This is a genomic window from Variovorax sp. JS1663 (assembly GCF_002157355.1).
Classification (GTDB): Bacteria; Pseudomonadota; Gammaproteobacteria; order Burkholderiales; family Burkholderiaceae_C; genus Variovorax.
Genome location: NZ_LYMK01000050.1, coordinates 1 through 12,283 on the forward strand (window position 1 = coordinate 1; position 12,283 = coordinate 12,283).

Here is a 12,283-nt window from a genome sequence, read left to right on the forward strand (position 1 = left end):
ACCACCACCACCACCACCACCACCACCACCGCCTCCGCCATTGCCTCCGCGCCCGCGGGCCTGGGGCCCGCTGGCCAGCGGATTCGGGATCGGCCCGTCGCGGTTGTCGTCCTGCGGACCGCCACCATTGCGATTGCCGCGCCGCTTGTTGCGGTGCCGGTTGTTGCGCCCACCGCCATCCTGGCCGCCGCCCTTCGGGCCACCGCCGCGGCCCGGCCTGTCGGCGCCGGCTGCCTGGAACAGGGCACGGATGTCGCGCTCGTCCAGTTCCATCCACGCGCCGCGCTTGAGGCCGCGCGGCAACACCATGGCGCCGTAACGGATGCGGATCAGCCGGCTGACCGCATGACCCACGGATTCGAACAGCCGGCGCACCTCGCGGTTGCGGCCTTCGGAGATAGTCACCCGGTACCAGCAGTTCGAGCCTTCGCCGCCACCGTCCTCGATGGTGCCGAAGTGCGCCATGCCGTCATCGAGGCGCACGCCTTCGAGCAGGCGCTGCTTCTCCTCGCTGCTGAGCGCGCCCAGCACGCGCACCGCGTACTCGCGCTCCAGGCCGAAGCGCGGGTGCATCAGCTGGTTGGCGAGCTCGCCCGAACTCGTGAAGAGGAGCAGACCTTCGGTGTTGAGGTCCAGCCGACCGACCGACTGCCACTTGCCCTGCGGCAGACGCGGCAGCTTGCGAAAGACAGTGGGCCGGTTCTGCGGATCGTCGTGCGTGACGACCTCGCCGACGGGCTTGTGGTAGGCGATCACGCGCGCCGGCGGCGGCGCGATGCGGTAGCGGATCGGCTTGCCGTTGATCTTGACCTGGTCGCCGAACTGGATGCGCTGGCCGATGTGGGCCGGCTCGTTGTTGACCGAGATGCGCCCCTGCAGGATGAGGTGCTCCATTTCAAGCCGGGAACCGAGGCCGGCCTGCGCCAGGACCTTGTGCAGCTTGGGCGAATCGGCCTCGGGCAACAGCACGCGCTTGAGCGGCGGCACCTCGGGGCTGTCCTCGTCGGCATCGAACTGGCCCGAGACCACGTCGGTGAAGCGGATCGGCTCGGGCGGCGGCGCGTTGCGCTGCTCGCGTTCGGCAGCACGACGGGCGCGGTCGAGATCGTCCTCGTCGTCGTCGTCGATATCCTCTTCATCTTCCTCCTCGTCGTCGAAACGCTGCTCCTGCGCCGCTTCTGGTTCCGGCTCCGGCGCCCGCGCCGTGGGTTCGGGGATCACCGCTGCGACCACGGGCGCGGCGCGTGCGGGCGCGGGCGCGCCGGGATCATCGCTCGCCTGGGCGTCCTGGCCTTGCTGCACTTCCTGGCCCTCTTCGCCTTCGGCCACGGGTGCCGGGACCGTCGCCTTGCGCTTGCGCGGGCGGCGCTTGCGAGGCGCATCGCCCGCCACCTCGGACTCCGGCGCGGCCTGGGCTTCGCTCGGTTGCGCTGGCGACGTCGCAGGCTCGTCGCCGGACGGGGGATCGACCGGCAGCATCGCTGCGTCTTCTGGATCGGATGGGCTCATGATCGGGTTCCGGAACGAACGGCGGGGGTGTCTTCCTCGTCGGGCTCGACATCGGGCTCGGAGGCGACGGGCGTGGAAACTTCGGGGTGAGAGGTGTCGGGCTCGGGCTCGGGCTCGGCTTCGACGTCGGCTTCGAGCGCGGTATCGGCGTCCGGCAGCCTATCGGCCGAGACCTCGCCGACGCTGACGGATTCGAGGTCGGGCCCGGGGATCGAAGCCGCCTCGTCGGCTTCGGCTTCAGCAGGCGCTTCGACGGCCGACATCGAAGCGGGCTCGGCGTCCGCCTCCGAGGCATCGACAGGGTCTGCTTCTTCGATCGGCAAACCTGCCTGCCCGTCCGCCGCCTGCGCCAGCGCCGCAACCAGCCCGGCCTGCTGGGCGGGCGTCTCGATCACGGGCAACTGGTCCAGCGACTCCAAGCCCAGGTCGTCGAGGAACTGCCGGGTCGTCGCGTAGAGCGCCGGGCGTCCCACCGTCTCGCGGTGACCGATGACCTCGACCCAGTTGCGGTCTTCGAGCTGCTTGAGGATCTGGGAATTGATGGTCACGCCGCGGATGTCTTCCATGTCGCCGCGCGTGACCGGTTGCCGGTAGGCGATGATGGCCAGCGTCTCCAGCGCGGCGCGCGTGTAGCGCGGCGGCTTTTCCGGGTGCAGGCGATCGAGGTGGTCGCGCAGTTCCGGACGGCTCTGGAAGCGCCAGCCCGTGGCCACGCTCACCAGTTCCAGGCCGCGCTGGGACCAGTCTTCCTGCAATTCGAGCAGCAGCGACTTGATCGTGTCGGCGCCCAGCTCGTCGTCGAACAGCACGCGCAGTTCGCGCACCGGCAAGGGCTGGGTCGAACAGATCAAGGCGGTTTCGAGAATGCGCTTGGCATCCGCCGTATTCATGATTCGCGGTATCCGGGAAAAGGCGCCTTGCAGGCGCTTGTTTTTCAGAAGGATGGAAGAAGGCGCTGCCGGCACGCGGGCGATTGCAGCGAAGCCGGCATCGGGCGCCGGCACGGCTCTCGGGCCGTCAGGCGCGATTGTAATCCAGCCCCCAGGCCTGCATAGCCTGCACAAGATCGGGCGGCGGAGGGGCCAGGAACTCCATCGGCGCGTCCGTCATCGGATGCACGAAGGCAAGCCGAAAGGCATGGAGGGCCTGCCGCTGCAGCCCGGCCGCAGCGGCGCCGCCGTACAGCGCGTCGGCGACCAGCGGATGTCCGATGGAGGCCATGTGGACACGGATCTGGTGGGTGCGGCCGGTCTCCAGCGTGCAGCGCACTGCGCAGCCCTGCTCGTTGCTGTCGAGCGCCTCGATCAGCGTGCGCGCGGGCTTGCCCGAGTGCCGCTCGAGATCGACCACCGCCATGCGCAGCCGATTGCGCGGATCGCGCCCGATCGCCCCGTCCACGTGGCGCGACGCGGCGCCCTGCCAGCTGCGGTGCGCCAGCGCGAGGTACTGGCGCTTGACGTCGCGGGCCGCAATCAGCGCCACCAGCGCATCCATGGCCGCGCGGCTGCGCGCGACCACCATCAGCCCGCTGGTGTCCCGGTCCAGCCTGTGCACGATGCCGGCCCGCGGCAGCAGCGCGGCCCGCGGGTCCAGCGCGAGCAGGCCGTTGAGCAGCGTGCCGCTCCAGTGGCCCGGTGCCGGGTGGACCACCAGCCCGGGCGGCTTTTCGATGATGCGCAGATGCTCGTCCTCATGCAGCACCGCGATCGGCATGGCCTCGGGCTTGAAGGCCTGGCTCTGCGGGGTGGGCCGCAGCTCGATGCTGCCGATCTCGCCGGCATGCACCGTCGCCGAAGGCTTGGTCAGCAGGCGCCCCTGGACCTCGACCGCGCCGGCATCGATCAGCTGCTGCAGGTAGCTGCGGGAGAACTCGGGCACCAGGGCCGCCAGCGCACGGTCGAGCCGCTGCCCGTGCAGGGGCTCGTGGATCAGGAAGCTGCGGCATTCGCCGGGCTCGGACAGCTCGGCGCTCTCGTCGTGCTCGCCGGCGTCCGAAAGGGCCTCCAAGGGGGTGGCCGATATAATTGAAGGCGTTTTTTTCACGAAAGCCTGATGTGATGCATCGCGCCAAATTATCGGCTCTCCCCGCCTGGCTGGCCTTGTGCTCGGCCGCATGGCTGCTGGCCGGCTGCTCGTCGACCCAGACCGACAGGACTGCGAACTGGAGTCCCAACCGCATCTACGCCGAAGCCAAGGAAGAAGCCGACTCGGGCGCCTACGACAAGGCCGTGCCCCTGTTCGAGAAGCTCGAAGGCCGTGCCGCCGGCACGCCGCTCGCGCAGCAGGCGCAGCTGGACAAGGCCTACGCGCAGTACAAGTCCGGCGAGCGGCCCGCCGCCATCGCGACACTGGACCGCTTCATGAAGCTCCATCCCGCCAGCCCGGCGATGGACTACGCGATCTACCTCAAGGGTGTCATCAATTTCAACGACGACCTGGGCCTGTTCTCCTGGCTGACGCGCCAGGACCTGTCCGAGCGCGACCAGAAGGCCGCCAAGGAATCCTTCGAGTCCTTCAAAGACCTCGTCACCCGCTTCCCCGAGTCGCGTTACACCCCCGATGCGCGCCAGCGCATGAACTACATCGTGAACTCGCTGGCCCAGTACGAGGTGCACGTTGCGCGCTACTACTACACGCGCGGCGCTTACCTGGCGGCCATCAATCGCGCACAGATCGCGCTGGCCGATTACCGCGAGGTGCCGGCGCTCGAAGAGGCGCTCTACATCATGGTCCAGTCGTACGACGCGCTCGGCATGACGGACCTCCGCGACGACACCAAGCGCGTCCTGACCTCCAACTACCCCAAAAGCGAGTACTTGACGCGCGGCTTCCGCGGCAAGGACGATCCTTGGTGGAAGCTCTGGTAGCGGGATAGAAAGACGCCCAGCCGACGTGCTCAGCGCGCAGAGCATGCGCCAGCGCGATCGCCAGCAGCACCGACAGCACCGCCTCCGTTTCCTCGAGCGCCCGTTCGCGTCCGCGCTCGGGCATTGTGAATTCACGAGGGAGCTCGCACGCCAGCACCCTTCCGCTCTGGATCAGGGCGCCCAGGCTCCGCATGCCGCCCTCAATGCACGAGTTCGGCCAGCGCGCTCTCGAAGTCTTCCGCGCTCTCCAGCCGCCGCATTGGCGGCAGGGCGGCCAGCAGGCGGCGTCCGTAGCCCATGGTCGCGAGCCGCGTGTCGCAGATCACCAGCACGCCGCGGTCGGTCTCGCGCCGGATCAGCCGGCCGGCGCCCTGCTTGAGCGCGACGGCCGCCTCCGGCAGCGAGTATTCGCCGAAGGCGCTGCGGCCCTGCGACTCGAGACGCTGCGAACGTGCCTCGACCAACGGATCGTTGGGCGGCGGGAAAGGCAGCTTGTCGATCACCACCAGTTGCAGGGCGTCGCCGGGGGCATCGAAGCCCTCCCAGAAGGAGGCCGAGGCCACCAGCACACAGCCCACACGGCCGTGTTCGGCGCCCTCGCGGAAACGCTCCATCAGCACGCGCTTGGGCAGTTCGCCCTGGACCAGCACCTCGGGACGGCCCGCGGCCTCCATCGGCTCGAAATGCTGTCGCATTGCGTCGCCGATGCTGCGCAACGCGCGGAGGGTCGTGGTCAGCACCAGCGTGCGCCCGCCGAGCACGGCAGCGCCACGCGCGGCGAGTTCCGCCACCCGCGCGCTGTGCGCCGGATCGTTGGGCTTGGGAAAGGCGCGCGGCACGTAGAGCGCCGCCTGCTGCGCATAGTCGAAGGGACTTTTCACGCGCAGCACTTCCGCCTGATCCAGCCCGCAAGGCTCGGTGAACCAGCGCAGCTTCGGATCGTCGCCCAACGTGGCCGAGGTGAAGACCCAGGCGCGGCCCAACACTCCCGACTCCCCCTGATCGGTCTTCAGCACCCGGGTGCGCACCGCCTCGGCAATGTCCAGCGGCGACTCCACCAGCCGCAGTTGCGTGCCCACATCCACCCAGCGCACCGACTCCGGTGCACAGGCATCAGCGAACCGCGCGGCGCGCTCGGTCAACTGCTCGGCGCGCTCGTGCAGCCGCACGAAATCGGGAGACAGCTCGCTGACCGTGTCCAGCCCGCGCGCCGCTTCCGCGAAGGCATGGCGCAGCGCATCGAGGGCGTCCTGCCAGGCATCGGCCGGCACACCTTCCGGCGCGGCCCCAGCCCAGCGCAGCTTGGCTCCCGGCCACTGCTTGCCGGCGGCGAGCCGCAGCTCGCGCGCGGCCCGCTCGGTGGCGGCCACCAGTTGCTGCCAGTCGACCAGCCCACGCGCATGCTGCAGGCCGGCCGCCAGCATGTCGCGCGCGAAGTCCAGCGCCTGCCCACTGCCGAGCTGCACGCCGAGGAACTGCACGCCGGTCTCGTTGAGCTGGTGCGCCTCGTCGAACACCACCACGCGCACGGAAGGCAACAGTTCGGCCATGCCCGATTCGCGCACCGCCAGGTCGGCGAAGAACAGGTGGTGGTTGATCACCACCACGTCGGCCGCCATCGCCTCGCGCCGCGCCAGGTTCACATGGCAGGGCTTGAACTGCGGGCATTGCGCGCCCAGGCAGTTCTCGCGGGTGGAGGTCACCAGCGGGATCAGCGGCGAGCGCTCGTCCAGCCCCGGCAGTTCGGCCAGGTCGCCGGTGCGCGTGGCCTTGGACCACTGCTCGATCTTGGCCAGCGTGCGCAGGCTGCCGCGCTCGGGCAGCGACGCATCATGACGGGCCTGGTCCAGCCGGTGCAGGCACAGGTAGCTCGCGCGCCCCTTCAGCAGGGCCGTGCGCAGCGGCAGACCCAGCGCCGCGACCAGCCGCGGCAGGTCTCGGCCGAAGAGCTGGTCCTGGAGTGCCTTGGTGGCGGTCGACAGCAGCACCCGCTCGCCGCTCAGCAGCGCCGGCACCAGATAGGAGAAGGTCTTGCCGACGCCGGTGCCGGCCTCGACCACCAGCACGCCGCCTTCATCGATCGCGCGGGCCACCGCCAGCGCCATCTGCGTCTGGCCCTCGCGCTCGCGGAACTGCTCGGCCGCCTGGGAGAGCACGCCGTCCTGCGCGAAGGCGGCGCGGACTTCGTCGGCCAGTTGTCCGGCCTGCGCAGCCCCGGGGCGGCGTTCGTCCGGAGCGGCCAGGTCCGCCTCGAAATCATCGGGCCAGTCGACGATCGACATCAGGCGGGTTCCTGCGGGTCCAGCAGGCACTCCAGCTGAACGATCCGATCGCGCAGCGCCAGCCGCTTCTTCTTCAGCCGCCGCAGCAGGAGTTCGTCGCGCAGCTCGACCGCTTCCGCCAGGCGGTCGATGGTCGCGTCCAGGTCGGCATGCTCGATGCGCAATTCGATCAGCTGGCGGGACAGGGAATGGAGATCGGAGTCCAAGGAACAGTGTGCAATGCTGCGCAAGAGCGCTCTCGGGCCTCGCCGGGCATGGCGCGGGTTGACTCGATAATACGTCGTCGTTCCACTCCCTAGACTCCATGAAAGATCCCGCCGCCGTCGCCAGCGCGCCCCCGGTTCGAGGTTACCGACTCGCTGCCGCCACCGGCCTCCACAAGGGAGATCGCCCCTACCAGCAGGACCAGGTCATGATGATGACCCACCCGCGAGCGCCCGGCTGTGTGCTGGGCGTGGTGGCCGACGGGATGGGCGGGCGCAGCGGCGGGCGCAAGGCCTCGGACCAGGTGCTGATGACGGCGCGCCAGCTGTTCTCCCGCTACAAGCCCGGGCGTGACGAGGCGGTGCATGTGCTGCGGCAGTTGCTGGAGGATGCCAATACCGTCATCAAGCTGACCGCGATCTCCAGCGAGCAGGAACCGCACAGCACCCTGGCCGCCTTCCTCATGAATCCCGAGGGCGACTGTGCCTGGATCCATGCTGGCGATTCGCGCATCTACCACTTCCGGCGCGGCGAACTCATCAAGCGCACCAAGGACCACTCCTACGTGCAGGTCCTCGTGGACCGCGGCGAGATCTCCGAGGACGAGGCCAACATCCATCCACAGGGCAACATCCTGCTCGGCTGCCTGGGCATGAAGTCCACACCGCCGCCGGTGGACATCCACTTCGTTCCCAAGCTGGAGCCCGACGACCTGCTGCTGGCTTGCAGCGATGGCCTGTGGCACTACTTCAGGCCGGAGGAGATGGGCCGGGTTCTGGCGGAGCAGACGCCGCGCGCCGCCGCCGAGCTGCTGGTGGCCGAGGCACGCCGGCGCGCCTGCGGTACCGGCGACAACATCTCGCTGGCCATTCTCAAGCTGGAATCGCTGCCGGAGCCGGAAGACAACTGAGCTCCCTGCAGCGCGGCGTTTAGGGCGGCGTGGGCAGCGGCGCCGCGCGGGGCTTGGTGTTCCTGGCGTTGCGGCGCTCGAGGTCGATGCGATGCTGCTCCGACCGATCCAGCCTGCGCTCGTTGGCCTGGCTCTTGGCCGGCGCTTCGGCGCGGCGGTTGGCGGCCTTCGCCTGCTTCTCGGCGTACTCGCGCTGCTTCTGCTCGAACTGGCGCTGCTTCCCGGCCGCTTCCGCCTCCAGCCGCTCGCGGTCGTCGGCATGGTCGGCCGCGCGACGCTCACGGTCTTCCTGCGCCTTCAGCGCGCGCTCGCGCTCGGGCGCCGTGTCCTGCGGGCGCGGGTTGGTCTTCTTTTCCTCGAGGCGATCAAGGGCGGCCGCGCCGCGGCGCTTGCGCTCGATGTCGTTGATCGCGCCCTCCTGGCGCTTGATGTTCTCGGTGTCCGTGCGATGACGCCGCCGGCTGTCTTCCAGGCAACCCTGGACCGCGAACTTCTTGTAGCACGCAGCCTGCTCCTGCGCATGCCGCGCATCCACCGCCTTGCGCTCCTCCGCCAGGCGGGCGCGCTCGGCCTCGAAGTCCATGTTGCCGGTGGTGGCGGTGGTCTGCGCCCACAGCGGGGTGGTGCCAAGGCAGACCAGGAGAACGAACAGCAGTTTCTTCATGTGAGACGGGTGTCGACGACGCGGCGCTCCAGCGCAAGGAATTCGGTCGACTGCATCTCGTTGAGCCTGGACACCGTGCGCGGGAACTCGTGGGCCAGCGGCCCCTCGGTATACAACTCTTCGGGCGGCACTTCGGCCGACATGATCAGTTTCACGCGCCGATCGTAGAACACGTCGACGAGCCAGGTGAAACGACGTGCTTCCGAGGCCATGCGCACGGGCATGTGCGGCACGTCGGACAGCAGCACGGTGTGGAACTGGCTCGCGATCTCCAGGTAGTCGTTCTGCGAGCGTGGGCCGCCGCACAGGGTCTTGAAGTCGAACCAGACCACGCCGCCGGCCTTGCGCCGCGCATGGATCTCGCGCGCTTCGATGTGCAGCACCGGGTTCTCGTCGGCGCTTTCGGCCAGGCGTTCGAAGGCGTGCCGCATCTCCTTGTCGGCCTCCGCGCCATTGGGCGTGAGGTAGAGCTTCACCTGCTCCAGCGTGCGGCGGCGGTAGTCGGTGCCGTTGTCGACGTTGACCACCTCCAGGCGCTGGTTCAGCAGCTCGATCGCGGGCAGGATGCGGTCGCGGTGCAGCCCGCCAGGATACAGGTCGTCGGGCCTGAAGTTCGAGGTCGTCACGAAGCCGACGTCGTTGTCGAACAACGCCGTCAGCAGCCGATGCAGGATCATGGCATCGGTGATGTCGGCGACGTGGAATTCGTCGAAGCAGATCAGCTTGTAGCGCTTGGCAATGCGGCGTCCGAGCTCCTCCAGCGGATTGACAGTGCCCTGCAGCTCGGCCAACTCGCGGTGAACCTCGCGCATGAACTCGTGGAAGTGCAGCCGCGTCTTGCGCCGCAGCGGGACCGCATTGAAGAAGCAGTCCATCAGGAAGCTCTTGCCGCGCCCCACCCCGCCGTACATGTACACGCCGCGCGGAATCTCCGGACGGTTGATCAGCTTCTTGAAGGCGTTCGAGCGCTGCGTCTTGTACTCGGCCCACTCCGAGGCGCAACGCTCAAGCGCCTCGACGGCGCGCAGCTGCGCGGGGTCGCTCTGGAACCCCCGCGCAGCCAGCTCGGCTTCGTAGGCTTGCTTGACGCTCAAGGTCAGAAGTTCAGCGTGCGCTTGTCGACGGCAAGCGCCGCTTCCTTCGTCGCCTCGGACAATGAAGGATGCGCGTGGCAGATGCGCGCGATGTCCTCGGCGCTGGCCTTGAACTCCATCGCCACCACCGCCTCGGAGATGAGCTCGCTGGCCATCGGGCCAACGATGTGCACGCCGAGGATCTCGTCCGTGGCCGCATCGGCCAGGAACTTGACCATGCCGGTGGTGTCTCCCAGCGCGCGGGCGCGCCCGTTGGCCAGGAAGGGGAAAGTGCCCGCCTTGTACGCGCGGCCCTCGGCCTTGAGCTGCTGCTCGGTCTGTCCGACCCAGGCGATCTCCGGGGAGGTGTAGATCACCCACGGGATGGTGTTGAAGTTCACGTGCCCATGCTGGCCCGCGATGCGCTCGGCCACCGCCACGCCCTCTTCTTCGGCCTTGTGCGCCAGCATCGGGCCGCGCACCACGTCGCCGATGGCCCAGACGTTGGGCAGGTTGGTCTTGCACTCGTCGTCCACCACGATGGCGCCGCGCTCGTCGAGCTTGAGGCCCACCGCCTCGTGGTTCAGGCCGATGGTGTTGGGCACGCGGCCGATCGACACGATCAGCTTGTCGACTTCCAGCGTCTGGGCCTCGCCCTTGGCATTGGTCCAAGCGACGCTCACGCCCTTCTTGCCGGTCTTGACCTCGCCGACCTTCACGCCCAGCTCGATCTTCAGGCCCTGCTTGGTGAAGGCCTTCTGCGCTTCCTTGGCGATCTGCTCGTCCACCGCACCCAGGAAGGTGGGCAGCGCTTCGAGCACCGTGACCTCGGAGCCGAGGCGGCGCCAGACCGAACCCATCTCGAGGCCGATGACGCCCGAGCCGATCAGGCCCAGCTTCTTCGGCACGCCGGGAATGCGCAGCGCGCCGTCGTTCGAGAGGATGTACTCCTCGTCGAAGTCCGCGCCCGGAAGCGCGCGCGCATTGGAACCGGTGGCGACGATGATGTGCTTGCCCTCGATCGTCTCCTCGGCCGCGCCGGCGACCTTGATCTCGTAGCCGGCGCTTCCCACCTTCACGAAGGACCCGCGGCCGTGGAAGGACGTGACCTTGTTCTTCTTGAACAGGTAGGTGATGCCGTCGTTGTTCTGCTTCACCACCGCATCCTTGCGGCCGACCATCTTGTCCAGATCCAGGCCCAGGCCCTCGATCTTGATGCCGTGGTCGGCGAAGTGCTTCGCGGCGTGCTCGAAATGTTCCGAGGACTGAAGCAGCGCCTTGGAGGGGATGCAGCCCACGTTGGTGCAGGTGCCGCCGAGGGCGGGGCCGCCCTTGGCGTTCTTCCACTCGTCGATGCAGGCGACGTTGAAGCCGAGCTGCGCCGCGCGAATGGCCGCGATGTAGCCGCCTGGGCCGCCACCGATGACGATGACGTCGAATTGCTTGTTGGACATCCGTTTCTCCTCAGATGTCGAACAGCAGGCGAGCGGGGTCTTCCAGCGCTTCCTTCATCGCGACCAGGCCCAGCACGGCCTCGCGGCCGTCGATGATGCGGTGGTCATAGGACATGGCGAGGTAGTTCATCGGCCGGACCACGATCTGGCCGTTCTCCACCACCGCACGGTCCTTGGTGGCGTGCACGCCGAGGATGGCCGATTGCGGCGGGTTGATGATGGGGGTGGACAGCATCGAGCCGAACACGCCGCCGTTGGAGATGGAGAAGGTACCGCCGGTCATCTCCTCGATGCCCAGCTTGCCGTCGCGGGCCTTCTGGCCGTACTCGGCGATCTTCTTCTCGATGTCGGCGAAGCTCATCTGGTCGGCATTGCGCAGGATCGGCACCACCAGGCCGCGCGGCGAGCCCACCGCGATGCCGATGTCGAAGTAGCCGTGGTAGACGATGTCATTGCCGTCCACCGAGGCGTTGAGCACCGGGTACTTCTTGAGCGCATGCACCGCGGCCTTCACGAAGAAGCTCATGAAGCCGATCTTGACGCCGTGCTCCTTCTCGAACTTCTCCTGGAAGCGCTTGCGCATCTCCATCACCGGGGCCATGTTGACCTCGTTGAAGGTGGTCAGGATGGCGTTGGTGGACTGCGACTGCAGCAGGCGCTCGGCGATGCGGGCGCGCAGGCGGCTCATCGGCACGCGCTCTTCCGGACGGTCGCCCAGGTCCTGCGCGGCGGCCGGCGAAGCGACCTGCGGCAGGGTCGTCTTCGGCACGCCGGTGGGGATGGCCACGGGCGCAGCCGTCTTCGCAGTGACGCCGCCGGCGACCGCGGCCAGCACGTCGCCCTTGGTGACGCGGCCGTCCTTGCCGGTGCCGCCGACGTCGGCGGTCGTGAGCTTGTTGTCCGCCAGCAGCTTGGCGGCGGCCGGCATGGCGACGTCGGACTTGGCGCCGCCCGTGGCAGCGGCAGCAGGTGCCGCAGCCGGCGCCGGGGCGGCAGCAGGCGCCGCCGGCGCCGCAGCGGGCGCAGCCGCACTGGCCTTGGCGTCGGTGTCGATCTTGGCGATCACCTGGTCGGCCACGACCGTGGCGCCGTCGCCAGCGACGATCTCGGCGAGCACGCCGGCCGAGGGCGCCGGCACTTCAAGCACGACCTTGTCGGTCTCGATCTCGATCAGGATTTCATCGACGGCAACCGCTTCGCCGGCTTTCTTCTTCCACTGCAGCATGGTGGCCTCGGCCACGGACTCGGACAACTGGGGGACTTTGACTTCAACGATAGACATTTTGAGAGTTCCGCTTCGTGTTTCTTCGCAGGCTTGGA

11 protein-coding genes are annotated in these 12,283 nt (G+C 68.5%); 2 read left to right on the top strand and 9 right to left on the bottom strand.

Annotated features, from left to right (window positions below):
• The 3 genes from A8M77_RS29180 to A8M77_RS29190 all read right to left on the bottom strand — a co-directional run.
• Window positions 1–1,509: pseudouridine synthase (locus tag A8M77_RS29180; protein WP_143694799.1), on the bottom strand; the 1,509-nt coding region annotated here is incomplete at its 3' end.
• Window positions 1,506–2,399: an SMC-Scp complex subunit ScpB gene (gene scpB / locus A8M77_RS29185; RefSeq protein WP_086924970.1), complete on the bottom strand. Its 894-nt coding sequence runs from the start codon at window positions 2,397–2,399 to the stop codon at window positions 1,506–1,508. The genes A8M77_RS29180 and scpB, both read right to left, overlap by 4 nt.
• Before the next feature lie 127 nt (window positions 2,400–2,526).
• Complete coding sequence (locus A8M77_RS29190; protein WP_443272956.1) at window positions 2,527–3,516, bottom strand: RluA family pseudouridine synthase; 990 nt, start codon at window positions 3,514–3,516, stop codon at window positions 2,527–2,529.
• A gap of 50 nt (window positions 3,517–3,566) precedes the next feature.
• Between A8M77_RS29190 and A8M77_RS29195 the strand changes: the two genes are divergently transcribed.
• Window positions 3,567–4,376, top strand: a complete 810-nt coding sequence (locus tag A8M77_RS29195; RefSeq protein ID WP_086924971.1) for an outer membrane protein assembly factor BamD — start codon at window positions 3,567–3,569, stop codon at window positions 4,374–4,376.
• Window positions 4,377–4,576: 200 nt separating this feature from the next.
• Here A8M77_RS29195 and A8M77_RS29200 read toward each other — a convergent pair whose 3' ends face one another.
• On the bottom strand, window positions 4,577–6,658 hold the full coding sequence (locus A8M77_RS29200; protein WP_086924972.1) for an ATP-dependent DNA helicase: 2,082 nt from the start codon (window positions 6,656–6,658) through the stop codon (window positions 4,577–4,579).
• Window positions 6,658–6,864, bottom strand: a complete 207-nt coding sequence (locus A8M77_RS29205) for a DUF465 domain-containing protein (RefSeq protein WP_086924973.1) — start codon at window positions 6,862–6,864, stop codon at window positions 6,658–6,660. The genes A8M77_RS29200 and A8M77_RS29205 overlap by 1 nt, the downstream gene beginning before the upstream one ends.
• Window positions 6,865–6,962: 98 nt before the next feature.
• Between A8M77_RS29205 and A8M77_RS29210 the strand changes: the two genes are divergently transcribed.
• Window positions 6,963–7,772, top strand: coding sequence for a PP2C family protein-serine/threonine phosphatase (locus A8M77_RS29210; protein WP_086924974.1), 810 nt, complete (start codon window positions 6,963–6,965; stop codon window positions 7,770–7,772).
• A gap of 19 nt (window positions 7,773–7,791) precedes the next feature.
• On the opposite strand, the gene A8M77_RS29215 is transcribed toward A8M77_RS29210, so the two are convergent.
• Genes A8M77_RS29215 through odhB form a run of 4 tightly spaced genes read right to left on the bottom strand, consistent with a single transcriptional unit; the run spans window position 7,792 to window position 12,245 of the window.
• Entirely contained in the window at window positions 7,792–8,436 is a 645-nt protein-coding gene (locus tag A8M77_RS29215) for a hypothetical protein (RefSeq protein ID WP_086924975.1), read from the bottom strand.
• Complete coding sequence (gene zapE / locus A8M77_RS29220) at window positions 8,433–9,530, bottom strand: cell division protein ZapE (RefSeq protein WP_086924976.1); 1,098 nt, start codon at window positions 9,528–9,530, stop codon at window positions 8,433–8,435. The genes A8M77_RS29215 and zapE overlap by 4 nt, the downstream gene beginning before the upstream one ends.
• A 2-nt stretch (window positions 9,531–9,532) precedes the next feature.
• Window positions 9,533–10,963, bottom strand: a complete 1,431-nt coding sequence (gene lpdA / locus A8M77_RS29225) for a dihydrolipoyl dehydrogenase (protein ID WP_086924977.1) — start codon at window positions 10,961–10,963, stop codon at window positions 9,533–9,535.
• A 10-nt stretch (window positions 10,964–10,973) separates the two neighbouring features.
• Window positions 10,974–12,245 (bottom strand): 2-oxoglutarate dehydrogenase complex dihydrolipoyllysine-residue succinyltransferase, encoded by a 1,272-nt coding sequence (odhB, locus tag A8M77_RS29230; protein WP_086924978.1) that lies wholly within the window; start codon window positions 12,243–12,245, stop codon window positions 10,974–10,976.
• Between the last annotated feature and the right edge of the window lie 38 nt (window positions 12,246–12,283).

Bases quoted from the DNA above. Each gene is read 5' to 3' on its own strand.
- scpB (WP_086924970.1), bottom strand. From the start codon at position 2,399: ATGAATACGGCGGATGCCAAGCGCATTCTCGAAACCGCCTTGATCTGT.
- A8M77_RS29195 (WP_086924971.1), top strand. From the start codon at position 3,567: ATGCATCGCGCCAAATTATCGGCTCTCCCCGCCTGGCTGGCCTTGTGC.
- A8M77_RS29200 (WP_086924972.1), bottom strand. From the start codon at position 6,658: ATGTCGATCGTCGACTGGCCCGATGATTTCGAGGCGGACCTGGCCGCT.
- A8M77_RS29210 (WP_086924974.1), top strand. From the start codon at position 6,963: ATGAAAGATCCCGCCGCCGTCGCCAGCGCGCCCCCGGTTCGAGGTTAC.
- A8M77_RS29215 (WP_086924975.1), bottom strand. From the start codon at position 8,436: ATGAAGAAACTGCTGTTCGTTCTCCTGGTCTGCCTTGGCACCACCCCG.
- lpdA (WP_086924977.1), bottom strand. From the start codon at position 10,963: ATGTCCAACAAGCAATTCGACGTCATCGTCATCGGTGGCGGCCCAGGC.
- odhB (WP_086924978.1), bottom strand. From the start codon at position 12,245: ATGTCTATCGTTGAAGTCAAAGTCCCCCAGTTGTCCGAGTCCGTGGCC.